We start from the raw sequence: 23,718 nt of genomic DNA, 5'->3' as shown, positions 1-23,718 counted from the left end.
TCAGCCTTGTAGAAAAATGGGGCGTATTGGCGAGCAATGATGCCGAAAAGTTGTGGTTTTCACCATGCCATGTTGGCAGTCGAATTATTTGGCGGGAGTAGGTAGATGCGGGAAACGCGCTGGGCGCAGGTTTGGATGGCGACAGGTCTGTTATGGTTTTTGCTCGCTATTGCATTTGCACCTACCAACAAGATCTATCAGCAGGGGCTGGTTGCGTTTCTCTGGTTGCCGACCCTGTTTTTTGCCTGGTCGATGCGCGCCCGATTGCTGGAGCTTTGGCAAGGGCAGCGCCTGCTATGCCTGAGTGTGCTCGGGCTGGGGTTATGGGCTTTGCTCACGCTGACCTGGACCCATGACGAGGAACCGTCACGGGGGGCCAAGCGGTCGTTGTACATCATCGTGTTCCTGCTGTTTTTTCCGATCCTGGCCAATGCCCGTCCGGAGCGAGTGATTCGCCTCATGCAGTGGGGCGGCCTGGGGTTGGCGTTGACCGCGTTGCTGGCGGCCATCAAGTTCTATGTGATCGACGGCAATGCCCTGATGGCACGCCTCGTGGGGCTGGGAGAACTGGCTCACCCGATCCTGGGGGGGTATGTGCTGGGGCTGGCAGCTGTCTGGTTATCCCATTGGGTGCCGCGCAACCGCTGGGTGCAGGTGGGCTGGGCGGTGGCGCTGGCGTTTCTTGCAGGTTTTGTCCTGCTCTCCCAGAGTCGCGGCGCTGCGCTGGCCTTGCTATTGACGATCATCGCCATGCCGATCTGGTGCCGTGACCGACAGAGCCGCATCGTCGCGGCGACCGCTTTGGCGCTGACGATGGTGGCTTTCTGGTTGCTCGAACCACTGGTGATGGCTCGCGGTGCGTCGTTCCGACCACAAATATTCATGGCCAGCCTGGACATGATTGCGCAGCATCCGTTGCGCGGCCTGGGCATGGGGTCTGCCTACTCGGTGTCGGCTGCAGGCTTGCAGTTTGATCACTCCCACAACCTGTTCACCCATATCGCCATCGAGTTGGGGGTGCCCGGACTATTGCTGTGGAGCGCGGTCTGGTTTGCGGTATTGCGTGAGGCCTGGCGAGCCCGCGAAACGCTCTATGGGCGGGGTATCATCGGCATCTGGATGTTCTCGTTTCTGGCAATGCAATTTGATGCGGCCAGTATCAGTGGCACGCCGCGGGCCGAATGGTTCATCAGTTGGCTACCGGTTGGCCTGGCCACCGTTTTGGTATGGACACAGGCCAAGTACAACGCCTGTGATAAAATTCCGCGTTCTACCTAAGAAGTGAGCTCTACGATGAGTGCAGCACCGCCCAAAGCGGAACAGGATTCAAGCCTGAAAATCTATTTGCGACTGCTGGGGTACGTAAAACCCTACATCGGTATTTTCCTGTTGAGTATTGTGGGCTTCGTCATATTTGCCTCCACTCAGCCGATGCTGGCCGGGATTCTCAAATATTTCGTCGACGGTTTGAGCAACCCTGAAGCGGTGCTCTTCCCCAATGTGCCTTATCTGCAGGATTTGCAACTGTTGGTCGCCGTGCCCCTGCTGATCATTCTGATCGCGGCGTGGCAGGGGCTTGGCTCGTTTCTGAGCAACTACTACCTGGCCAAGGTTTCCCTGGGGCTGGTCCATGACCTGCGGGTAGAGCTGTTCAACAAGCTGCTGGTGCTGCCTAACCGTTATTTCGATACCCACAACTCGGGGCATTTGATCTCACGCATCACCTTCAACGTAACCATGGTCACTGGCGCGGCAACGGATGCCATCAAGGTGGTGATTCGTGAAGGCCTGACGGTTATCTTCCTGTTTGCCTACCTGCTGTGGATGAACTGGAAGCTGACCCTGGTGATGCTGGCGATTCTGCCGATTATTTCCTTCATGGTCGGTAATACCAGCAAGAAATTCCGCAAGCAAAGCAAGAGGATCCAGGTAGCGATGGGGGACGTCACGCACGTGGCGTCCGAGACCATTCAGGGCTATCGGGTGGTACGCAGCTTTGGTGGTGAAAGCTACGAAGAACAACGCTTTGCCCGCGCCAGCCAGAGCAATACCAACAAGCAGCTGCGCATGACCCGGACCAGCGCAATCTACACGCCTGCGCTGCAGTTGGTGATCTACACCGCCATGGCGTCGTTGATGTTCCTGGTGCTGTTTCTGCGCGGCGATGCGACGGCCGGTGATCTGGTGGCCTACATTACTGCCGCCGGCTTGCTGCCCAAGCCGATTCGCCAATTGTCGGAAGTCAGTTCGACCATTCAAAAGGGCGTGGCCGGCGCCGAGAGCATCTTTGAGCAACTGGACGTCGAGCCGGAAGTCGACAACGGGACGATCGAGCGCGAACGCATCAGCGGCCGTCTGGATGTGCAAAAGCTGAGCTTCACTTACCCGGGCACCGATCGCGAAGTGCTCAAGGACATCAGCTTCACGGCTGCGCCGGGGCAGATGATCGCACTGGTCGGTCGTTCGGGCAGCGGCAAGTCGACGCTGGCCAGCCTGATCCCGCGTTTCTACCATCATGAGAGCGGGAAAATACTGCTCGATGACGTGGAGATCGAAGAGTATCGCCTGCGTAACCTGCGCAAGCACGTGGCGCAGGTTACACAGCACGTGACCCTGTTCAACGACACGGTCGCCAACAACATCGCCTATGGCGATCTGGCGGGCGCACCGCGTGCAGACATCGAGAAAGCCGCTGAAGACGCTTACGCGATGGACTTCATCTCCCAACTGCCGCAAGGTTTGGATACTGAAGTCGGCGAGAACGGTGTATTGCTCTCCGGCGGGCAGCGTCAGCGCCTGGCGATCGCTCGTGCGTTGTTGAAAAACGCGCCGTTGCTGATCCTCGACGAGGCGACCTCGGCACTGGACACCGAATCCGAGCGGCATATCCAGGCCGCCCTGGATAAAGTCATGAAGGGCCGTACCACGCTGGTGATTGCACACCGCCTGTCGACCATTGAAAAGGCGGACCTGATCCTGGTGATGGATCACGGTGAAATTGTCGAGCGGGGCACTCATACCGAGCTGCTGGCGCAAGGCGGGTACTACTCCCGTCTGCATGCCATGGGCCTGGACGAACCAACTCCGGTGAACATCACCTGAAGTAAACCTCGGGGTGGACATTGTTCACCCTCAAGCGTGCGGGCGCGCAATGCGCCCGTTGCCTTGCATTCGTGTGCCCTGGCCCACCCTGAAAGCCTCCCTCTATTTGCATATTCTGTTTAAAAAACAACCAATGTAACCCTCAGATTCACAGTGGATGAAGCTGTCGAACTAGGCAGCGTTCACCCTGTGCTAATATCGCGCCCCTGTTCATTTTGTATGTGGGTTGCACCATGAAGTTGTCCATGCCGCGATTCGATCAAGCCCCTGTCTTGGTGGTCGGCGATGTCATGCTCGACCGTTACTGGCATGGTGGTACCTCACGGATTTCTCCTGAGGCGCCGGTGCCAGTGGTCAAGGTCGAGCAAATCGAAGACCGCCCGGGCGGCGCCGCCAACGTTGCCTTGAACATTGCCGCGCTCGGTGCGCCGGCATCCCTGGTCGGTGTGACCGGTGATGACGAGGCCGCCGACAGCCTGACCAACAGCCTTAAGGGCGCCGGTGTCCGTGCGTTGTTCCAGCGCATTGCGCACCAGCCGACCATCGTCAAGCTGCGGGTCATGAGTCGTCACCAGCAATTGCTGCGTATCGACTTCGAAGAACCCTTCGCCACCGACGCGCTGGCGCTCGGTGAGCAAGTCGACAGCCTGCTGGAAGGCATCAAGGTGCTGGTGTTGTCCGACTACGGCAAAGGCGCCCTGAGGAACCATCAGGTGCTGATTCAGGCCGCCCGTGCCCGTGGCATTCCGGTACTGGCCGACCCGAAGGGCAAGGATTTTTCGATCTACCGCGGTGCCAGCCTGATCACGCCGAACCTCAGCGAGTTCGAAACCATCGTCGGTGGCTGTGTCGACGAGCACGACCTGGTGAACAAGGGTGCGAAGTTGATGCACGACCTTGACCTCGGCGCGTTGCTGGTGACCCGTGGCGAGCACGGCATGACCTTGCTGCGTCCCGATCACCCGGCGCTGCACTTGCCGGCCCGTGCCCGTGAAGTGTTCGACGTCACCGGTGCCGGCGATACAGTGATTTCCACCCTGGCAGCGGCGATCGCGGCCGGTGAGGAATTGCCCCATGCGGTGGCCCTGGCCAATCTGGCTGCGGGCATCGTGGTCGGTAAACTGGGTACGGCGGCCATCAGTGCCCCGGAGCTGCGTCGTGCGATTCAGCGCGAAGAGGGTTCCGAGCGGGGAGTGCTGAGCCTCGACCAGTTGCTGCTGGCGATTGACGATGCGCGCGCGCATAACGAGTCGATCGTTTTCACCAACGGATGCTTCGACATCCTGCATGCTGGCCACGTGACCTACCTCGAGCAGGCACGTGCACAGGGCGACCGGTTGATCGTGGCGGTCAACGACGATGCCTCGGTCAGCCGCTTGAAAGGCCCGGGGCGGCCGATCAACAGTGTTGACCGACGCATGGCCGTGTTGGCGGGGCTGGGGGCGGTGGACTGGGTGATCAGCTTCCCTGAAGGTACACCGGAGAACCTGTTGTCGCAGGTCAAGCCGGACGTGCTGGTCAAGGGCGGCGATTACGGCATAGACCAGGTGGTCGGCGCCGATATCGTCAGCGCTTACGGTGGCACGGTGAAGGTGTTGGGGCTGGTGGAAAACAGCTCGACCACCGCCATTGTCGAGAAAATCCGCAAGAACTGACGCTGTAGCGAGGGGCTTGTCGTGGCGAGAGCGCTTGCTCCCGCCAACCCCGAAGCCTCCACCGCATCGATCCAGGTACTCTCCCGGCACGGTCTACGACAGCTGCACCGGCCAACGGGAGCAAGCTCCCTCGCCACAGGGAGTTAGCGTGCCGCCTTGTGCGGCACGATCTTCTTCAGCAGCTGTTTGGCCTTGCCGGTCAGGCGGCTCAAGCCCGAAGGCTTGTCCGGCTGACTCAAGCCCTGTTGCTTGAGCCAGTCCTTCCAGCGAATCCGCTCATCCCTGACCAGCCAGCCTTCCTGACGGGCAAAACTTTCCGCCAGGTACAGGCCGCGTGTGCTTGCGGGGTATAGCTGGTCTTTTTTCAGGGTGTAGAGCTCAGGCACCGGCTGGCCATCCTGAAGCGGCATCAGGTACAGGTCCGGGCGCTTGCGGTCCAGTCGCGCGACCAGTTGATCACCTTCCAGGCGCTCATCGACGTGGAACAGGCTCAAGGACTTGGCTTCCTTGGGCACCTCCAGGCGCAAATCGTAAATCAGTTGCAGCGATGCGGTAGGCAGGTGCACATAGGCGCGCGGGCGCTCGATCAATTGCAGGTTGGCGCAACGTACGGGGCGGGCAGCACCGGATTCTGGCATCAGGCGAAACGGCATGGCTTCCCGGTAGTGCAGCGCCGTGGCATAGGGGGCCGGTAGCCAGGTGTCATTGAAGCGTCCGCCGAGCCAGCCTTCCGGGGTTTCCAGCAGGCACTCCTCGGCAATCTCCTGAATGGCTGTGTGCAGCGGCAGATTGAGTTCGTGGGCGGGCACATAACCGGAAATCAGTTTCAGCACCACGTCGCCCCGATCCTGGCGGCGCTGGCGGACCAACACCCAGTAATCGCGATTCTGCCAGCGCAGGGTCAGTCGCACCGACACGCCGAGGTTGGCCAGTTCCAGGGCAAAGTGCTCGGCATTGGCCACCGTCACCGGACGCCGGCGCTGCAGGGTCTGGGAGAAGTTGAGCGGCCTCCCGACACTCTGGTAGCTCAGGCCGTCGGGCGTCGCTTCGACATACAGTGGCAGTGTCTTGAAGTTACTGGGGTTCTTTCTGATCAGTGTGCGTGGCATGTCGGCTCCTTCTTGCGTCGGGGTCGGCCGCCTCGGCGGCTAGTCAACGGCGGGTCAGGACTTGAGCAACGGTCGCCACATTGTGGGCCAGGTGCAGCGGATTGATGGTCCCGACAATAGCACTGGCAACACCGGGTTGTGCAAACAACAACTCGAAGCTGGCACGCACCGGGTCCACGCCCGGGCTCAGGCAAACGTGACCACTGGCCAGGGCCTTCTTGACCAGGATGGCTTTGCCATGGGCAGCAGCGTAGTCGATGACCGGCCGTTCGGCCTGTTCGTTGAGGTTGTAGGTGACCATGGCGCAATCGCCCTGCTCCAGCGCCTTCAGGCCGCCGTCGACGGTCTTGCCGGAAAAGCCGAAGCCACGAATCTTGCCTTCGCGCTTGAGCTCGGCGAGGGTCTGATAGACCTCGCTTTCATTGAGAATGACCAGGTCATTGCCGTCCGAATGCACCAGTACCAGGTCGATAAAATCCGTTTCCAGGCGTTGCAGGCTGCGTTCGACTGAAAACCGCGTATGGGCGGCACTGAAATCATGGCGGGACTGACCGTCGACGAACTCTTCACCGACCTTGCTGACAATCACCCAGTCATGACGCTGGCCACGCAACAGCGGGCCGAGGCGCTCTTCACTGCGGCCATAGGCCGGGGCGGTGTCGATCAGGTTGATGCCCAGGTCGCGGGTCAGCTTGAGCAGGCCGCGCGCCTCGTCATCGTCCGGGATCTGGAAGCCGTTGGGGTATTTCACCCCTTGATCGCGGCCAAGCTTCACCGTTCCCAGGCCCAGTGGCGACACCATCAGCCCTGTGCTGCCCAGCGGGCGGTGCAGGTCGTGCAAAGTGGCATGGCTCATGGCAGCAGTTGCTCCCAGGCCGGTACACCCATGGGCGGTTTTGGCAGTTCAGGCAACGGCACCGGGTGGCTCGGCAGGATGGCGTCGCGTTGCAGCGCGGCGATCACCCGGTCAGCGAAGTCGGGTGCCAGTGCGAGTTTGGTCGGCCAGCCCACCAGCAGGCGATCCTGTTCGGCGAGAAAGGCATTGTCCGGGCGGGTCAGGCCCGATTGCAACGGCTCGGCCCGATCGACCCGCAAGGTCGCCCACTGCGCCTGGCTGAGGTCGACCCAGGGCAACAGGTTGCCGAGCTCCTTCTGTGCGGCGGCAATCTGCGCCGCCGGCTCTCGCGCCACTCCTTCAGCTTCGGCGATATCGCCCCCCAGGTACCAGACCCATTGGCCATCGGCTGCCGGATGAGTGGTGACGGTGATGCGCGGCTTCGGCCCGCCACCCAGGCAGTGGGCATACAGCGGTTTGAGGCTTGGGCCCTTGACCAGGACCATGTGCAGTGGTCGGGTTTGCATGGCCGGCTGGCTCAGGCCGAGGGTCGCGAGCAATTCGGCATTGCCGGCGCCGGCACTGAGGACGATGCGTTGCGCACGGATGTCCCGCTCGTCGACCCGCAAGCCGACCAGTTCGCCGTTTTCCAGCAAGGGTTCGATTTTCTGCCCGGCCAGCAATCCGTCGCCGGCCAGTTCGGCCAGGCGTGCGATCAGGCTCGGTACATCGATGACCAGTTCGGCCAGGCGATAGACCTTGCCCTTGAAGCGCTTGTCTTGCAGGGCGGGGGGTAGTTGTTCGCCCTTGACCTGGTCGACCCGGCCGCGCACGGCCTTGCTGGCGAAGAAACTGGTGAGGTTGCCGGCCAGGGTACCGGGCGACCAGAGGTAGTGGGCCTCGGAGAGCAGGCGCACTCCGGTCAGGTCCAGTTCGCCGTCGCCGGCCAGGGCGTCACGCCAGCGCCGTGGCATGTCGGCAATGGCTTCCGAGGCACCGGTCAGTGCGCCGTGCAGGGCGTACTTGGCACCACCGTGGATGATCCCCTGGGACTTGACGCTTTGCCCGCCGCCGAGGCTGGCGCTTTCCACCAGCACGGTCGAATAACCCTGGCGACGCAGGCGTGCATTCAGCCAGAGGCCGGCAACACCAGCGCCGACAATCAGCACGTCGGTGGAAATAACGGATGGCATGCGCAGACCTCAGTGTTCAAGACGAGAGGCGCAGTATACAGCCTCGATGAGGAGTGGATTTGTTGCTGATCAACTGGGGGGCAGGTAAACCTGTGGCCAAGGGGTGAGCACCCTCGCCACAAAGGCGGGTGGAGTCGGTTAGTGCCCAGCCGTTTTCGAGAACAGCTGGATCACCACCACGCCCAGCACGATCAGCGCCATGCCCAGTATCGCCGGTACATCCAGCTTCTGGTCGTAGATAAACAGTGCGGCGACGCTGACCATCACAATGCCCATGCCGGCCCAGACGGCATAAGCCACGCCCACGGGGACGCTGCGCACCACCAGTGTCAACATCCAGAAGGCGATGCCATAGCCGCAGATCACCAGCAGCAGGGGCAGGGGAGTGCTGAAACCTTTGACCGCTTTCATCGAAACAGTGGCGATCACTTCGGCGCAGATGGCGATGGCCAGGTAGTAGTAGGCGGTCATGGGTCAATCCTCGTGTGAAACATTGCTTTCTGAAGTCGGCATTTTAGGGATTCTTCAGATGGGGTAAAGTCATTACCTATCTGATTTGAAGATGGGTTGAGCCATGAGTATTCAATGGAATCTGGAGCAGATGCGCTTGTTCGTCAGCGTCGCCGAGCAACGTTCGTTTTCCGCCGTGGCCCGGGATCAGCGCAAGGCACAGTCGGCGGTCAGCAGTTCGATTGCCTTGCTTGAAGCCGACCTTGGCGTCAGCCTGTTTGATCGTAGCAGCGGTCGCCAGCCACGGCTGACCGAGGCCGGTAGCGCATTGCTGGAGGAGGCGCGGGAGGTGTTGCGCCAGTGCGAGCGCCTCAATGGCCGGGCGCAGGCGTTGATGCGCGGACAGGAGGCGCGCTTGCGCCTGGCTCAGGACGAGGCGATGCCCTATCAGCCAGTGCTCGACAGCCTCGAGGCCCTGGCCGAGCAATTTCCCAGCCTGGAAGTGCAATTGGCCAGCGCTGCGCAGGGCGATGTGGCGCGCAAACTGGAGCAGCGTCAGGCGGATCTGGGTCTGTTGTTCTATCACGAGCAGATCCCCGAAGCCCTGGAACGTCGTGTACTGGGCAGCGTCGAGATGGTCACGGTGTGCGGCGTCGGCCACCCGCTGGCCGCAGGCGGGCAGGTCAATTGCCAGCAAATGGCCCAGCATCGGCAACTGCTGATGGCCACCCATTCAAGTGTCTACCCCGGCAGTGAGCAGGCCAGCCCGCAGGTCTGGCGCGCCGACAGCTTCTACGTGCTGGCCGAATGGGTGATGCGGGGTCTGGGCTGGGGCTGGCTGCCCCGGCATGTGGTGCAGTACCCCGCCTATCAAGGGCAGATGGTCGAGCTGGTCAGCGAATGGACCCCGCCGGCATTGGTGGTGGAGTTGGTCTGGCGGCGTGATGAAACACTCGGGCCGGCGGCGCGCTGGCTGGCGGAACGATTTGCCGTGCACTTGCAGGCGATCGACTGAAAAAGCCGATAAACTCCGGCGCCATGAACAGAACCCTCTATACCGCGCTGTTTTACCTCGGGCTGCCACTGGTAGCGATTCGGCTGTGGCTGCGTTCGCGCAAGGCTCCGGCATACGCCAAGCGCATCGGCGAGCGTTTCTCTGTCGGCTTGCCGATGATGAAGCCCGGTGGTCTCTGGGTGCATGCGGTGTCGGTGGGCGAGAGCATCGCCGCGGCACCGATGATCCGTGCACTGCTGGAGCGTTATCCACAGCTTCCGATCACCGTGACCTGCATGACCCCGACCGGTTCGGAGCGGATCCACGCGATGTTCGCCAATGAACCACGCATCCAGCACTGCTACCTGCCTTACGACTTGCCCTGTGCGGCCGCCAGGTTCCTCGACAGGGTCCAGCCCAGGCTGGCGGTGATCATGGAAACCGAGTTGTGGCCCAACCATATTCATCAGTGCGCCAAACGCGGGATTCCGGTCGCGCTGGCCAATGCCCGGCTGTCGGAGCGCTCGGCCCGAGGCTACGGCCGTTTCCACCGCCTGACTCAGCCGATGCTGGCTGAGATGAGCCTGTTTGCCGTGCAAACCGAAGCCGAGGCCGAGCGCTTCCGACAGCTCGGTGCACGGGCAGAGACGGTGCAGGTCACCGGCTCGATCAAGTTTGACCTGAGTATCGACCCGCAATTGCTGCAGCGCGCCGCCCGGTTGCGCGAGCAATGGCAGGCGGTCGAGCGTCCGGTGTGGATCGCTGCGAGTACCCATGAAGGCGAAGACGAAGTGGTGCTGGCCGCCCACCGGCAATTGCTTGTCAGTCACCCGGACGCGTTGCTGATTCTGGTACCGCGCCACCCCGAGCGTTTCAATTCGGTGTTCGAGCTTTGCCAGCAGCAGGGTTTCAATACGGTCCGTCGCTCGACCGGCATGGCGGTCAACGCTGATACGTCGGTGCTGCTCGGCGACACCATGGGTGAACTGCTGTTTCTCTACGCGTTGGCGGACAGTGCGTTTGTCGGCGGCAGCCTGGTGCCGAATGGCGGGCATAACCTCCTGGAGCCCGCGGCCTTGGCGAAACCGGTGCTCAGTGGTCCCCACCTGTTCAACTTCCTGGAGATCGCGGCGTTGATGCGCAGTGCCAATGCCTTGCAGGAGGTGGAGGATGCCCAGGGGTTGGCGCTGGCGGTGCAGCGGCTGTTCGAGCTGCCGCGTGATGCGCAGCGCATGGCTGAGGCGGGGTTGAACGTGATGCGCGCCAACCAGGGTGCCTTGCAGCGGTTGCTCGATGGGTTGGGGCGATTGATCGATAGAAGCTGAGCGATACAGCGGTGGCGAGGGAGCGGCTCCTGGTCGCCATCGGGGTGACTGCGGAGTACCTGTTACAGCGCGGTGTCAGGCTTCAGGGCTGCTTCGCAGCCCAGCGCGAGCAACAGGCGCTTCAAGGACGGGCTTTCAGCTGTTCCGCTGCGGCCTTGGCCAGGTCCGGTGGCAGGAAGTCCTTGTCCGGGTTGTAGTCGGCCTTGAGGTAGCGCTTGAGGTCTTGCAGGTCGCCGGGGCTTAAGGTGCCGGCGGCCTGTTTCAGGCGCAGGTTGTCGAGAATATAGTCGTAGCGGCTGTTGTTATAGTTGCGCACCGAGGTGTACAGCTGACGCTGGGCGTCGAGTACGTCAACGATATTGCGTGTACCCACCTGATAACCGATTTCCGTGGCTTCCACCGCGCTCTGGTTGGAGATGATCGACTGGCGGCGCGCCTGCACCTGCTCGACGTCGCTATTGACGGCGCGGTGCAGGTCACGAGTGTTTTCCACCACTTGCCGGCGCAGGGATTCGCGTTGCTGTTCGCTCTGTTCCAACTGTGAATAGGATTGGCGCACCTGGGAGCTGGTCAGCCCGCCGCTGTAGATCGGAATGTTCAACTGCAGGCCGACCGAGGTCTGCGAGACGTCGCCACTGTACGGCTGGCCAAAGGCGCTCGGGTTGCTGAAGCCCAATGCGTCGTTGTCGCCTTTCTTGTACTGCGCCACCGCGTCGACTGTCGGCGCGTGGCCGGCCTTGCGTTGCTTGAGGGTTTCTTCGGCCGCGTTCACCGCGTAGTTGCTGGCCAACAGGTTGAGGTTCTGTTGCGCGGCGGTGTCGACCCAGGCTTTGGCATCGTTAGGCGCCGGCGGCAGGATCGGCAAGGTGTGGACGATGCCCTGAATCGAGTTGTACTCACGGTTGGTCAGGGTGACCAGCGCTTCGAACGCGTCATCCACCTGGAGCTGGGCCAGGATCCGGTTGGCGCGGGCGGTGTCATAACTGGCTTGCGATTGCAGCACGTCGGTCTTGTCCGACAGGCCCACATCGAAACGCTCGTTGGACTGGTCCAGCTGGCGTTTGAACGCGGCTTCTTCCGCTTTGGTCGACGCCAGGTTGTCCTGGGTGCGCAGTACGTTGAAGTAGTTCTCGGCGGTTTGCAGGATCAGGTTCTGCTCGGTGGCCGACAGTTGCAGGGCCGCCTGTTCATTGACGTCCTTGGCCGCCTGGAACTGGAACCAGCGGTCAGCGCGGAACAGTGGCTGGGCCAGTGTGGCCTGGTAGACGTGAGCATTACGGTTGGCGATGGCCGACGGTGCGTCGATGTCGGTGCGCACGTTGGCGATTTCTGCGCCACCCGACAGGTTCGGCAGCAGGCCGGCGCGGGCCTGGGGCACGACTTCCTTTTGCGCGCCGTATTGAGCACGGGCCGCGGCCAGGTCGGCGTTGTTGTTGACCGCCTCTTGATAGACGCTCACCAGGTCGGTGTTGGTCGCCAGGGATGCTTGCGCTGCCCAGACCATTCCATTGGACGCACATGACACGGCGAGCGCCAGTGAGAGTTTTCGCAGCATGAGGCGATCCCTAGCAGTGATATTACGACGAGAATTCAGGCGCCCAAACTTACGGCGCTAGCATTACAGCGTCAAGGTAACGTGCGGGGTTGTGAGTGCAGTAGTGCATGTTCTTGTTACAAATGCGGCAATTGCGCCATTCATCACGCTATTTACACAGGGGTTGGCGTTCTTTGCCCGTTGTGTCTAGACTGGCCGGGTTCTTGTCGGGGTGCCTTGCTATGAGGCTGAGATCGAATAATTTCGGATCCCGTTGAACCTGATCAGGTTAGCGCCTGCGTAGGGAACAAGATTTCTCGTCACCCGGCGAGTCCTCTTGTGCTTCGTCCGGGATATTGTTCGACAATCGAACGTTCCTGTGTGTGACGAAGCACAGCACCAGTCCTGGTGCGTCCGTGCCTCTCAGGTTCTGCTCCGACAATCCACTGCCTGGATGCTGTCTGGAGAGCCCGTGATGACCACAAAACCAAAAAATGCGACCAACCTCAGTGACTCGGCCAAAGTCGATGAGCAGTCGGTTCAGCCCTTTACCCGCTCGCAAAAGATCTATGTCCAGGGTTCGCGCCCGGACATCCGCGTACCCATGCGCGAAATTACCCTGGACGTGACCCCCACCGACTTCGGTGGCGAGGTCAACGCGCCGGTTACCGTGTATGACACGTCCGGCCCGTACACCGATCCCAATGTGGTGATCGACGTGCGCAAAGGCTTGGGCGATGTACGTTCGGCGTGGATCGACGACCGTGGCGACACCGAGCGTCTGCCCGGCCTGAGCTCGAACTTCGGCCAGGAGCGCCTGGCTGATGCCGAGCTGACCAAGCTGCGCTTTGCCCACGTGAACAACCCGCGCCGCGCCAAGGCCGGGGCCAACGTCAGCCAGATGCACTATGCCCGTAAAGGCATCATCACCGCCGAGATGGAATACGTCGCCATCCGCGAAAACATGAAGCTCGAAGTGGCCCGTGCCGCCGGCCTGCTGGATCAGCAGCACGCCGGTCACAGCTTCGGCGCCAGCGTGCCGAAAATCATCACGCCGGAATTTGTCCGTGAAGAGATCGCCCGCGGTCGTGCGATCATTCCGGCCAACATCAACCACACCGAACTGGAGCCGATGATCATCGGCCGTAACTTCCTGGTGAAGATCAACGGCAACATCGGCAACAGCGCCTTGGGTTCGTCCATTGAAGAAGAAGTGGCGAAACTGACCTGGGGCATTCGCTGGGGGTCGGACACGGTCATGGACTTGTCCACCGGCAAGCACATTCACGAAACCCGCGAATGGATCATCCGTAACTCGCCGGTGCCGATCGGTACCGTGCCGATCTACCAGGCCCTGGAAAAAGTCGGCGGCGCCGCTGAAGACCTGACCTGGGAACTGTTCCGCGACACGCTGATCGAGCAGGCCGAGCAGGGCGTCGACTACTTCACCATCCACGCTGGTGTGTTGCTGCGCTATGTGCCGCTGACCGCCAAACGCGTGACCGGTATTGTTTCCCGTGGCGGTTCGATCATGGCCAAGTGGTGCCTGGCGCATCACAAGGAAAACTTCCTCTACACCCATTTCGAAGACATCTGCGAAATCATGAAGGCCTACGACGTCAGCTTCTCGCTGGGCGATGGCCTGCGTCCGGGGTCGATTGCCGACGCCAATGACGCCGCACAATTCGGTGAGCTGGAAACCCTCGGCGAGCTGACCAAGATCGCCTGGAAGCACGATGTGCAGTGCATGATCGAAGGCCCTGGCCACGTGCCGATGCAGTTGATCAAAGAGAACATGGACAAGCAGCTGGAGTGCTGCGACGAGGCCCCGTTCTACACCCTCGGCCCGCTGACCACCGACATCGCTCCGGGTTACGACCACATCACCTCCGGTATCGGTGCGGCGATGATCGGCTGGTTCGGTTGCGCCATGCTTTGCTACGTCACGCCCAAGGAGCACTTGGGCCTGCCGAACAAGGATGACGTGAAGACCGGGATCATCACCTACAAGATTGCCGCGCACGCCGCCGACCTGGCCAAGGGGCATCCGGGGGCGCAGATTCGCGACAACGCCTTGAGCAAGGCGCGATTCGAATTCCGTTGGGAAGACCAGTTCAACCTGGGCCTGGATCCTGACACCGCGCGCTCGTATCACGACGAAACCCTGCCGAAGGACTCGGCCAAGGTCGCGCATTTCTGCTCCATGTGCGGGCCGAAATTCTGCTCGATGAAGATCACCCAGGAAGTTCGCGAATACGCGGCCAACCAGCGGATCGATGCCGTCGACGTGGACGTCGCCCAAGGCCTGGCGGAGCAGGCCGAGCGGTTCAAGAAGGAAGGCAGCCAGCTGTACAAGAAGGTTTGATCTGACCTGATGGTTCCGGAACACCGGAGCCGTTGTGGCGAGGGAGCAAGCTCCCTCGCCACAGGAATGATGCGTGATCGACACAACAACAAATGTCCCTCTGAGATAACACCCTTGAGCATTCAACCCAGCACGTATTCACCTGACATCGCGGTGCCCACTGACAAACGAGTCTTCGGCGGTCGCGATCTGTTCTCCCTGTGGTTTTCCCTTGGTATCGGCCTGATGGTGCTGCAGACCGGTGCCTTGCTCGCACCTGGCCTGGGCCTGTCCGGTTCATTACTGGCGATTTTTCTTGGCACGCTGGTTGGCGTATTGCTGCTCGCGGCGGTTGGCGTGATCGGCAGCGACACCGGCCTGTCGTCGATGGCCGCGCTCAAACTCAGCCTCGGTACTCGCGGTGCGAGCCTGCCGGCGTTGTTGAACCTGTTGCAGCTGATCGGCTGGGGCTCGTTCGAAATTATCGTCATGCGCGACGCGGCGAGCCTGTTGGGCGCCCGGGCGTTCAGCGAAGGCAGCCTGTGGTCGAACCCGCTGCTGTGGACGCTGTTCTTCGGTGCGCTGGCCACGTTGCTGGCGGTCAGTGGCCCGTTGACCTTCGTGCGTAAAGTGCTGCGCAAGTGGGGGATCTGGCTGCTGCTGGCCGCGTGCATCTGGCTGACCTGGAACCTGTTCGCCAAAGCCGACCTGGCTGCGCTATGGGCACAGGCCGGTGACGGTTCGATGCCGTTCGCCGTGGGTTTTGACATCGCCATCGCCATGCCCCTGTCGTGGTTGCCGCTGATCGCCGACTATTCGCGCTTCGGCAAGCGGGCCAAAAACGTCTTCGGCGGCACTGCGCTGGGCTTCTTCATTGGTAACTTCTGGCTGATGAGCCTGGGCGTGGCCTACACCCTGGCCTTTGCGCCGAGCGGCGAAGTCAACGCCTTGCTGCTGGCACTGGCCGGCGCCGGCCTGGGGATTCCGCTGTTGTTGATCCTGCTCGACGAGTCCGAAAACGCCTTTGCCGACATTCACTCGGCGGCGGTTTCCAGCGGGATTCTGCTGCGCCTGAAGGTCGAACACCTGGCCTTGGCCATCGGGGTGATCTGCACCTTGATCGCCTTGCTGGCACCGCTGGCCCAGTACCAGAACTTCCTGCTGTTGATCGGTTCGGTGTTCGCGCCGCTGTTTGGCGTCGTGCTGGTGGATCACTTCATTCTGCGCAAGCGCAGGGCCCAGGTAGCGTCCTCGGCCTTGCGCGGGACGACCTTGCTGGCCTGGCTGGGCGGTGTGAGCACGTATCACCTGCTGGCCAATCTCTACCCTGAAATCGGCGCAACCCTACCCGCGTTGATACTGGCAGGGCTGCTCCAGCTGCTGCTGGGACGTGTCGTTACGGACGGGCGGGAACCAGCTCAGGCTTGAGGATGCCACCCAGGCGCGAGTAAGGGATCTTCAGTTCGACGTGGCCCAGTGCGTAAGGCGCAATCGTGGTCACGTCGTACTTGAGCATCACCCCGGCGGTGGTCAAGGCCACATTCGGGGTTTTCTTGAACGGCCAGGCCTTCAAGAATTCCGGCTCCTGATCGAGCCGGGTGCTGATCAGCCAGCTGTTATGCGCCACCTGGGCGGCTTTCCAGAATGCCTCTTCCTGCCCGGGCCGCAGCATGTCAGACAGATTCAGGACCTTGTGCTCCTGGCGCGAATAATTGATGAAGCCGCGCCCCGGCGTGCCGTGGGCGGTCCCGGTGTCCAGGTAACTGGACAACTCAATGATCACCAAGCCGTCATGCTGTTCCCGTACCTTGGCTTGCAGGTAGCTGCTGTGGCGCGGGCCGGCGTCACGCAAAAACTGATCGCGATAGGCATTGAGCGAGGCTGGCAACGGGGCGTCGGGCGAGGTGCGGGTCATTTGCAGCAAGCGTTTTTCGATGATGCCATCCAGTTGCGGCTCGCCTGGGAAGCGCACGGTATCGATGTTCACCAGTGGGCAGTCGGCGGCCGTGCAACCTGGCTTGATGGTTTCGGTGGTGTCGCGCAGGGTTTCCAGCGGCGCCTTGTAGCTTGGCTGGAACAGGCTTTGACAGGCGCCCAGGGTCAGGGCGATACAGGCCACGGAGGCGATTTTCAAAAGTGACATGGGTGTCCTTCATGAATCAGGGGTAGGCAAAAGTTACCGGCTTCGACTGTCAGCGGCGTAGTCAGTTCGCCACTAAGCTCAATAGTGCCAATTAGAGTTGGTTTGCCCCCCTGCCGTCTATCCCGGCGACTTCAAAGGGGCTGCATCAAACGTGACGGGCGCGTTAGGATGGCGCGAAGACTGGGGGCAGCCTCGGACGGATTTTGCAGTAGACGAGGATTGTTATGACTGATTTTGCCAAGGCCACCCCGACCACCGTAGACGTCGTGCGCACTGAGAGCTGCCATAAGGGTTTCTACCAGCTCGATCGCGTGCACCTGCGCCATGAGCTGTTCGCCGGCGGCATGAGCCGTGAAATCAATCGCGAGCTGTTCGTTCGTCATGATGCCGTGTGCGTGCTGCCTTACGATCCGCTGCGTGATGAAGTGGTGCTGATCGAGCAGTTTCGCGTGGGGGCATTGGGCAAGACTGACAATCCCTGGTTGATCGAACTGGTCGCCGGTCTGATCGACAAGGACGAATTACCGGAAGAAGTTGCTCACCGCGAAGCGCAGGAGGAAGCTGGGCTTGAGTTCACTGCGCTGTGGCCGATGCTCAACTACTTTCCATCGCCGGGCGGCAGTACCGAATACGTGCATTTGTATCTGGGGCGTTGTGACAGCAGCGAGGCGGGCGGCCTGCACGGGCTGGTAGAGGAGGCAGAAGATATTCGCGTCACGGCTTGGGACTTTGAAGATGCCCTGCAGGCCGTACGTGATGGGCGGATTTCCAACGCGGCGAGCATTATTGCCTTGCAATGGCTGGCTTTGAACCGCGTTGAAGTGAGGGGGCTATGGTCGTAATCAAACAGCGCGACCGATATCGGGTCGACCTTGTGGGGCTGCAAAGCGCCTGCGAGGCCAACTATGCCCGGTTGCTGCGCTTGCTGCCAGAGATGCGCAACCAACCGGCGGCCCGGCGCATTGCCATGACCCAGGGCGACCAGATGCTGGGTGTGCTGACGCTGGAGGTGTTGCGGGCCTGTCCGTACACCACGACCTTGCGCGTGCGTCAGGAGCACAGCCTGCCGTGGTTGCCGGTGCCGCAGCTGGAAGTCCAGGTCTATCACGATGCGCGCATGGCCGAGGTCATCAGCGCCGAGCATGCGCGGCGCTTCCGGGGCATCTATCCTTACCCCAATGCGTTGATGCACCAACCGGACGAAAAGGCCCAGCTCAACGTCTTCCTTGGCGAATGGCTGAGCCATTGCCTGGCGTGCGGGCACGAATACGAAGTGGTGCGTTAAGCAGCAGATGTGAACTGTGTCCGGTTCACGGGTTTCCTCTTTCACGATTGCCCCAGCATAATTGCTCCCTCCATCCCAATCCCTGTCCACGCCCCGGGAGAACGCCTTGCCGAGCGTATCCACTCTGAATGCCAGCGACCCCGTGCTGTTGGTGCAGCTTTCTGACAGCCACCTGTTTGCCGAAGCAGATGGAACACTGTTGGGCATGAACACGCGTGACAGCCTGCAGCAGGTCATCGAGCTGGTGCTGGCGCAACAATCACGGATCGATCTGGTGATTGCCAGTGGTGACCTGTCTCAGGACGGCACCCTGGAGTCGTATCAACAGTTTCGCCAGATGAGCGGGCAAATCGATGCCCCGGCGCGCTGGATTCCGGGTAATCACGACGAGCCGCACATCATGGCCCAGGCGGCGGTGCAGAGTTCGTTGCTGGAGCCGGTGGTGGACATTGGCAACTGGCGGATTACCTTGCTGGATTCCGCTGTACCGGGATCGGTACCCGGTTATTTGCAGGACGAGCAGCTGCAGTTGCTGGCCCGGGCCTTGAGCGAGGCGCCGCAGCGTCATCATCTGGTGTGTTTTCACCATCATCCGGTGTCCATTGGGTGTGCCTGGATGGAGCCGATCAGTTTGCGTAATCCGGAGGCGTTGTTTGCCGTGCTTGATCGTTTTACGCAGGTGCGCGCGGTGTTGTGGGGGCATGTGCATCAGGAAATCGATCAGTTACGCAACGGGGTGCGTTTGCTTGCATCGCCGTCGACCTGTATCCAGTTCGAGCCGCGCAGTGAGGATTTCAAGGTCGATACCCTGGCGCCGGGTTATCGGTGGTTGCGGTTGTTGCCGGATGGGGGGCTTGAGACCGGGGTGGAGCGGGTGACCGGGTTTGAGTTTCAGGTGGATTACGGGTCTAACGGTTACTGAGTGTTTCCTCGGGTCTGATAGTCGATTTGTCTCTTGCAGGTTTACACGGATCTGCTTTTTGGGTGGGAGCGGGCTTGCCCGCGAAGGCTGTCTGGAAGCCAACCCATCTCTTGCGTAGGTGCGCCTGTGGGAGCGGGCTTGCTCGCGAAGGCGGTCTGGTGGCTGGCCATTCTCTTGCAGGTGCGGTGTACATATCCGTTGCTGCGGTCATGGCGACTTATGGTTTCGCCCGACGGCGACTCACTTTTTTTACAAGCGCCTAAAAAAAGTAAGCAAAAAAACGCTTCGCCCCGAGCGTCCGGCCCCTCGCCTAGGCTCGGGGTTCCTTCACTCCGGCATCCATCCGGGGGCATTGCCCTCCGGTCTGCTTCGCGACGACCTCCATGCAATGAGTTCGACTGCGTCGAACGGCGCTGCGCACCAATCCCCGGATGAATACCTGCGCTCAGCCTCCCGATGGGGCGGGCGGATCAAGATCAAGATCAAAAGCCAAAGCAAGATCAAGGGCGGCAGGCGAGCTAACGCTCGGCCTGTTGAGTGGTGGGAGGTGAGTGGTGGCAGTTGGGAGAGAGGAGAGAGCGGGGTGGTGTTTTATGGTGTGTTGGCTTGCCTGGGTTTTCCGGTGCTGACGCTCCGACTGGAGGTCGGTTTCTTCTGGTGATGGCGTGCTCGGCGGGAGCGGCTTTCATTTTGATCCATTCCAGCGCCCCAACCCCGCTCGACTCCCTGTAAACTGCGGCACTTCACCTCACTGTACAGGGTGCTTGCATGTCGGGTTCGATCCTTTATATCCACGGTTTCAATAGCGCTCCTTCGTCGAAAAAGGCCTGTCAGCTGGTGGGTGTGATGGAGCGTCTCGGGCTGGGGGATCGGTTGCGGGTTCCGGCTTTGCATCACCACCCGCGCGAGGCCATCGGTCAGCTGGAGCAGGCGATTGCCGAGCTGGGGCGGCCACTGCTGGTCGGCAGCTCACTCGGCGGCTACTATGCCACTCACCTGGCTGAGCGCCACGGCCTCAAGGCCCTGTTGATCAACCCGGCGGTCAGCCCGCACCGGATGTTCGACGGGTACCTGGGGACACAGAAAAACCTGTATACCGAAGAGACTTGGGAGTTGACCCACGATCATGTGACGGCCCTGGCCGAGCTTGAAGTGCCGGGCCTCCAGGATCCGCAGCGGTATCAGGTGTGGCTGCAGACCGGCGACGAAACGCTGGACTACCGCCTCGCCCAGCAGTATTACCGAGCCTGTGCCTTGCGCATCCAGGCCGGCGGCGACCATGGTTTCCAGGGGTTCGCCGGGCGATTGCCGGCGCTGTTGAGTTTTGCCGGCATTGGCGCAGATGTGTACCAGGCGATTGATTTCACGGCACTGTGAAGCCTTGCCCCTATTTTCATGAATGACTGACGACGAGACCCCATGGCCACTCCCAGCGCTAGCTCTTATAACGCAGACGCCATCGAAGTCCTCTCGGGCCTCGACCCGGTGCGTAAACGCCCCGGCATGTACACCGACACCAGTCGGCCGAACCACCTCGCCCAGGAAGTCATCGACAACAGTGTCGACGAAGCCTTGGCCGGGCACGCCAAATCGGTGCAGGTCATCCTCCACGCCGACCACTCCCTGGAAGTCAGCGATGACGGCCGTGGCATGCCGGTGGACATCCACCCGGAAGAAGGCGTTTCGGGCGTCGAGCTGATCCTCACCAAGCTCCACGCGGGCGGCAAGTTTTCCAACAAGAACTACCAGTTCTCCGGCGGTTTGCACGGGGTGGGTATTTCGGTGGTCAACGCCCTGTCGACCCAGGTACGTGTGCGCGTCAAGCGTGACGGCAACGAGTACCAGATGACCTTCGCCGATGGCTACAAAGCCACCGAGCTGGAAGTGATCGGCACCGTTGGCAAGCGCAACACCGGCACCAGCGTGTTTTTCGCGCCGGACCCGAAATACTTCGACTCGCCGAAATTCTCCATCAGCCGCCTCAAGCATGTGCTCAAGGCCAAGGCCGTTTTGTGCCCGGGGTTGCTGGTCAGCTTTGAAGACAAAGGCACCGGCGAAAAGGTCGAGTGGCATTACGAAGACGGCCTGCGTTCCTACCTGGTCGATGCGGTCAGCGAGTTCGAACGCCTGCCGGACGAGCCGTTCTGCGGCAGCCTGGCCGGTAACAAGGAAGCCGTCGACTGGGCACTGTTGTGGTTGCCGGAAGGCGGCGACAGTGTTCAGGAAAGCTACGTCAACCTGATCCCGACAGCCCAGGGCGGTACCCACGTCAATGGCCTGCGTCAGGGCCTGCTCGATGCCATGCGCGAATTCTGTGAGTTCCGCAGCCTCCTGCCCCGTGGCGTGAAGCTGGCGCCGGAAGACGTCTGGGAACGCATTGCTTTCGTGCTGTCGATGAAAATGCAGGAACCGCAATTCTCCGGCCAGACCAAGGAGCGCCTGTCGTCCCGTGAAGCGGCGGCGTTTGTTTCGGGTGTGGTCAAGGACGCCTTCAGCCTGTGGCTCAATGCAAACCCTGAGACCGGCATGCTGCTGGCAGAGCTGGCGATCAACAACGCCGGTCGTCGTCTGAAGGCGAGCAAGAAGGTCGAGCGCAAGCGCATTACCCAGGGGCCGGCGTTGCCGGGCAAGCTTGCCGATTGTGCCGGGCAGGACCCGATGCGCTCCGAGCTGTTCCTGGTGGAGGGTGATTCCGCGGGTGGTTCTGCCAAGCAGGCGCGGGACAAGGAGTTCCAGGCGATCCTGCCGTTGCGCGGCAAGATCCTCAACACCTGGGAAGTCGACGGCAGTGAAGTGCTGGCCAGCCAGGAAGTGCACAACATCGCCGTGGCCATCGGTGTCGATCCAGGCGCGGCGGACATGACCCAGCTGCGTTACGGCAAGATCTGCATCCTCGCCGACGCCGACTCCGACGGTCTGCACATTGCAACCCTGCTCTGCGCCTTGTTCGTCCAGCACTTCCGCCCGTTGGTGGATGCCGGTCACGTCTATGTGGCGATGCCGCCGCTGTACCGCATCGACCTGGGCAAAGAGATTTACTATGCCCTCGATGACGCCGAGCGTGACGGTATTCTCGACCGCCTGGTGGCCGAGAAGAAGCGCGGCAAGCCGCAGGTCACCCGATTCAAGGGCCTGGGCGAAATGAACCCGCCCCAGCTGCGTGAAACCACCATGGACCCGAATACGCGTCGTCTGGTACAGCTGACACTGGATGATTTCGAGGCCACGTCGGAAATGATGGACATGCTGCTGGCGAAAAAGCGCGCCGGCGATCGCAAGTCCTGGCTGGAATCCAAGGGCAACCTGGCCGAGGTTCTGGCTTGATGCGGAGCGGTTTCGCCCTTGCGTTACTGTTCCTGGCCAGCGCGGTGTTCGCGCAGCCGGCGCCTGAACTGACACTGCTGTCCGAGCATGCCGTGCAAGGCATGCGCGGCGGTAACCTGTCGGGACTGGCGCAATGTGGTGGCGACCTGTGGACGGTGTCTGATCGCGACGACGAGCAGATCTATCGCCTCGATACTCGCCAGAACGTCTGGCAGGCTGAAGCCGTGCCCATTGATGTGCCGCCGGTACCTGAAAGCGGCTTGCCCTGGGGGCTGAGTTCGCGGGCCTGGGCGGCGTCGTTCATTCGTGGTGGTGATCTGGATTTTGAAGGGATCACCTGCGATCAGGCGGGCAATCGCTACATCGTCAGCGAGTCTCATGCGGCGGTGTTGCAAGTCCCTGTGACGGGACCTGCCCAGTGGCTGAAAATCGCCCCGAGCATGATCCGCGAAGCGCGGGCCAGTGGGATGTTACTGCGATTCAATGGGTTGTTCGAAGGCATTGCCGTCGACCCTGAAGGCAGTCAGTTATGGCTGGCGGCCGAGCGGGAACGGCGCGGGCTGTTACGGATCAAGCGCCAGCAATCGGTTTGGGATTGCGACGGAGGGTGCGTGCTGCTGAGTGAGGGGGGTATGCAAATGCAACCGGAGCAGTTCCCCAATGCAAAGCCGGTTCCCCGGGACTTTGCCGACCTGGCGTGGTTCGACGGCAAGCTGTTCACGCTGGAGCGCAATGCGTTCGAAATTTGTCGTCGCGATGCAGTGAGTGCCAAGGTCGAGCAGTGCTGGTCGTTCGCTGAGCAAGCCTTGCAGGCTCATCGCCGTTATCCACAAGCCTATGGCCTTGCCGAGGCTCTGGTGGTCGACGCCGACGGTGCCTGGGTTGGCATCGACAACAACAACGGTGCTCGCGCCGATGGTGAATTCAGGCCGATTGTCTGGCGCTTTGCCGCGCCGCAAGGCGGCTGGAGCGCCCGGCCATGACTCAGCAGGCTCCGGGCAAGCGCGCCGGTCGTGTGCTGCTGGTGCTGGCCTGGTGCGCCGGGTTGTTTCTGGCGACACGCTTCTTCGGGGTCTGGGAGCAGCGCCTGGAAAACCCCAACACCCAGGTCAGCTCGCAACAGGGTGACGGTTTTATTGAAGTGAAACTGGTCAGCAATGGCCAGGGGCATTTCGTTGCCGATGGCCAGATCAACGGTCAACCGGTGAATTTCATGCTCGATACCGGGGCGACCGATGTGTCGATCCCGTCCAGGCTGGCCGAGCGCTTGAATCTGGAAAAAGGGGCGCCGGTCACCCTGAGCACGGCCAACGGTCGCAGCCAGGGTTACCGGACCCGCCTCAAACAACTGAAACTGGGCGACATCGTCCTGCACGATGTACGTGCCCTGGTGGCGCCAGGCCTGGGCGGCGAGCAAGTGCTGCTGGGCATGAGCGCCCTGAAACAACTTGAATTTACCCAGCGCGGCGGCACCATGCTGCTGCGCCAGACAACGAATTGATG

Annotated in this window: 21 protein-coding genes and 1 riboswitch; of the genes, 15 read left to right on the top strand and 6 right to left on the bottom strand. The window is 61.4% G+C overall.

The window, feature by feature from the left end; translation table 11 throughout:
* Positions 1-105: 105 nt before the first annotated feature.
* From AC3WQN_RS07720 to hldE, 3 genes are all read left to right on the top strand, one after another.
* Complete coding sequence (locus tag AC3WQN_RS07720) at positions 106-1,278, top strand: O-antigen ligase family protein (RefSeq protein WP_103398917.1); 1,173 nt, start codon at positions 106-108, stop codon at positions 1,276-1,278.
* Between the two features lie 15 nt (positions 1,279-1,293).
* Positions 1,294-3,102 carry a lipid A export permease/ATP-binding protein MsbA gene (gene msbA / locus AC3WQN_RS07715; protein ID WP_103398918.1) on the top strand — a complete coding sequence of 603 codons (1,809 nt, stop codon included), beginning with the start codon at positions 1,294-1,296 and terminating at the stop codon, positions 3,100-3,102.
* A 233-nt stretch (positions 3,103-3,335) separates the two neighbouring features.
* Positions 3,336-4,757 (top strand): bifunctional D-glycero-beta-D-manno-heptose-7-phosphate kinase/D-glycero-beta-D-manno-heptose 1-phosphate adenylyltransferase HldE, encoded by a 1,422-nt coding sequence (gene hldE / locus AC3WQN_RS07710; RefSeq protein ID WP_095078107.1) that lies wholly within the window; start codon positions 3,336-3,338, stop codon positions 4,755-4,757.
* A 143-nt stretch (positions 4,758-4,900) separates the two neighbouring features.
* On the opposite strand, the gene AC3WQN_RS07705 is transcribed toward hldE, so the two are convergent.
* From AC3WQN_RS07705 to AC3WQN_RS07690, 4 genes are all read right to left on the bottom strand, one after another.
* Positions 4,901-5,866, bottom strand: coding sequence for a metal ABC transporter ATPase (locus AC3WQN_RS07705; protein ID WP_095078108.1), 966 nt, complete (start codon positions 5,864-5,866; stop codon positions 4,901-4,903).
* A gap of 43 nt (positions 5,867-5,909) precedes the next feature.
* Positions 5,910-6,722, bottom strand: a complete 813-nt coding sequence (locus AC3WQN_RS07700; protein WP_103398919.1) for an aldo/keto reductase — start codon at positions 6,720-6,722, stop codon at positions 5,910-5,912.
* Positions 6,719-7,894 (bottom strand): NAD(P)/FAD-dependent oxidoreductase, encoded by a 1,176-nt coding sequence (locus AC3WQN_RS07695; RefSeq protein ID WP_103398920.1) that lies wholly within the window; start codon positions 7,892-7,894, stop codon positions 6,719-6,721. Before AC3WQN_RS07695 ends, AC3WQN_RS07700 begins: the two co-directional genes overlap by 4 nt.
* Before the next feature lie 138 nt (positions 7,895-8,032).
* Complete coding sequence (locus AC3WQN_RS07690) at positions 8,033-8,365, bottom strand: DMT family transporter (RefSeq protein ID WP_095078111.1); 333 nt, start codon at positions 8,363-8,365, stop codon at positions 8,033-8,035.
* Between the two features lie 103 nt (positions 8,366-8,468).
* Here AC3WQN_RS07690 and AC3WQN_RS07685 point away from each other — a divergent pair, with 103 nt between their 5' ends.
* Both AC3WQN_RS07685 and waaA read left to right on the top strand, forming a co-directional pair.
* Positions 8,469-9,359, top strand: coding sequence for a LysR family transcriptional regulator (locus tag AC3WQN_RS07685; protein ID WP_103398921.1), 891 nt, complete (start codon positions 8,469-8,471; stop codon positions 9,357-9,359).
* 23 nt (positions 9,360-9,382) lie between these two features.
* Complete coding sequence (gene waaA / locus AC3WQN_RS07680; protein ID WP_103398922.1) at positions 9,383-10,663, top strand: lipid IV(A) 3-deoxy-D-manno-octulosonic acid transferase; 1,281 nt, start codon at positions 9,383-9,385, stop codon at positions 10,661-10,663.
* A 121-nt stretch (positions 10,664-10,784) separates the two neighbouring features.
* Here waaA and AC3WQN_RS07675 read toward each other — a convergent pair whose 3' ends face one another.
* A complete protein-coding gene (locus AC3WQN_RS07675; protein ID WP_095078114.1) occupies positions 10,785-12,218 on the bottom strand; it encodes a TolC family outer membrane protein in 1,434 nt (477 codons plus the stop codon).
* A 197-nt stretch (positions 12,219-12,415) separates the two neighbouring features.
* Positions 12,416-12,521: riboswitch (TPP riboswitch) on the top strand.
* A gap of 151 nt (positions 12,522-12,672) precedes the next feature.
* On the opposite strand from AC3WQN_RS07675, the gene thiC reads away from it, so the two are divergent.
* A complete protein-coding gene (thiC, locus tag AC3WQN_RS07670) occupies positions 12,673-14,562 on the top strand; it encodes a phosphomethylpyrimidine synthase ThiC (RefSeq protein WP_103398923.1) in 1,890 nt (629 codons plus the stop codon).
* A 114-nt stretch (positions 14,563-14,676) separates the two neighbouring features.
* Positions 14,677-15,969 (top strand): putative hydroxymethylpyrimidine transporter CytX, encoded by a 1,293-nt coding sequence (gene cytX / locus AC3WQN_RS07665; protein WP_103398924.1) that lies wholly within the window; start codon positions 14,677-14,679, stop codon positions 15,967-15,969.
* On the opposite strand, the gene AC3WQN_RS07660 is transcribed toward cytX, so the two are convergent.
* Positions 15,938-16,684: an RsiV family protein gene (locus AC3WQN_RS07660; RefSeq protein WP_103398925.1), complete on the bottom strand. Its 747-nt coding sequence runs from the start codon at positions 16,682-16,684 to the stop codon at positions 15,938-15,940. The two genes, cytX and AC3WQN_RS07660, sit on opposite strands and share 32 nt — an antisense overlap.
* Before the next feature lie 224 nt (positions 16,685-16,908).
* On the opposite strand from AC3WQN_RS07660, the gene AC3WQN_RS07655 reads away from it, so the two are divergent.
* From AC3WQN_RS07655 to AC3WQN_RS07620, 8 genes are all read left to right on the top strand, one after another.
* Positions 16,909-17,526, top strand: coding sequence for an NUDIX domain-containing protein (locus tag AC3WQN_RS07655; RefSeq protein WP_103398926.1), 618 nt, complete (start codon positions 16,909-16,911; stop codon positions 17,524-17,526).
* Complete coding sequence (locus AC3WQN_RS07650; RefSeq protein WP_103398927.1) at positions 17,517-17,969, top strand: DUF1249 domain-containing protein; 453 nt, start codon at positions 17,517-17,519, stop codon at positions 17,967-17,969. The genes AC3WQN_RS07655 and AC3WQN_RS07650 overlap by 10 nt, the downstream gene beginning before the upstream one ends.
* A gap of 106 nt (positions 17,970-18,075) precedes the next feature.
* Complete coding sequence (cpdA, locus tag AC3WQN_RS07645; RefSeq protein WP_103398928.1) at positions 18,076-18,891, top strand: 3',5'-cyclic-AMP phosphodiesterase; 816 nt, start codon at positions 18,076-18,078, stop codon at positions 18,889-18,891.
* 388 nt (positions 18,892-19,279) lie between these two features.
* Positions 19,280-19,552, top strand: a complete 273-nt coding sequence (locus tag AC3WQN_RS07640; RefSeq protein ID WP_158248595.1) for a hypothetical protein — start codon at positions 19,280-19,282, stop codon at positions 19,550-19,552.
* A gap of 107 nt (positions 19,553-19,659) precedes the next feature.
* A complete protein-coding gene (locus AC3WQN_RS07635) occupies positions 19,660-20,268 on the top strand; it encodes a YqiA/YcfP family alpha/beta fold hydrolase (protein WP_103398929.1) in 609 nt (202 codons plus the stop codon).
* 42 nt (positions 20,269-20,310) lie between these two features.
* Entirely contained in the window at positions 20,311-22,215 is a 1,905-nt protein-coding gene (parE, locus tag AC3WQN_RS07630) for a DNA topoisomerase IV subunit B (RefSeq protein ID WP_095144721.1), read from the top strand.
* Positions 22,215-23,198: an esterase-like activity of phytase family protein gene (locus AC3WQN_RS07625; protein WP_103398930.1), complete on the top strand. Its 984-nt coding sequence runs from the start codon at positions 22,215-22,217 to the stop codon at positions 23,196-23,198. Before parE ends, AC3WQN_RS07625 begins: the two co-directional genes overlap by 1 nt.
* The gene (locus AC3WQN_RS07620; RefSeq protein ID WP_103398931.1) at positions 23,195-23,716 is read left to right on the top strand and encodes a retropepsin-like aspartic protease family protein; all 522 of its coding nucleotides are present in this window, start codon (positions 23,195-23,197) and stop codon (positions 23,714-23,716) included. Before AC3WQN_RS07625 ends, AC3WQN_RS07620 begins: the two co-directional genes overlap by 4 nt.
* The last annotated feature ends 2 nt before the right edge of the window (positions 23,717-23,718 follow it).

Source organism: Pseudomonas sp. FW300-N1A1 (genome assembly GCF_058789115.1).
The sequence above is the reverse complement of the archived record's forward strand: the minus strand, read 5'-3'. Positions and strand labels throughout refer to the sequence as shown.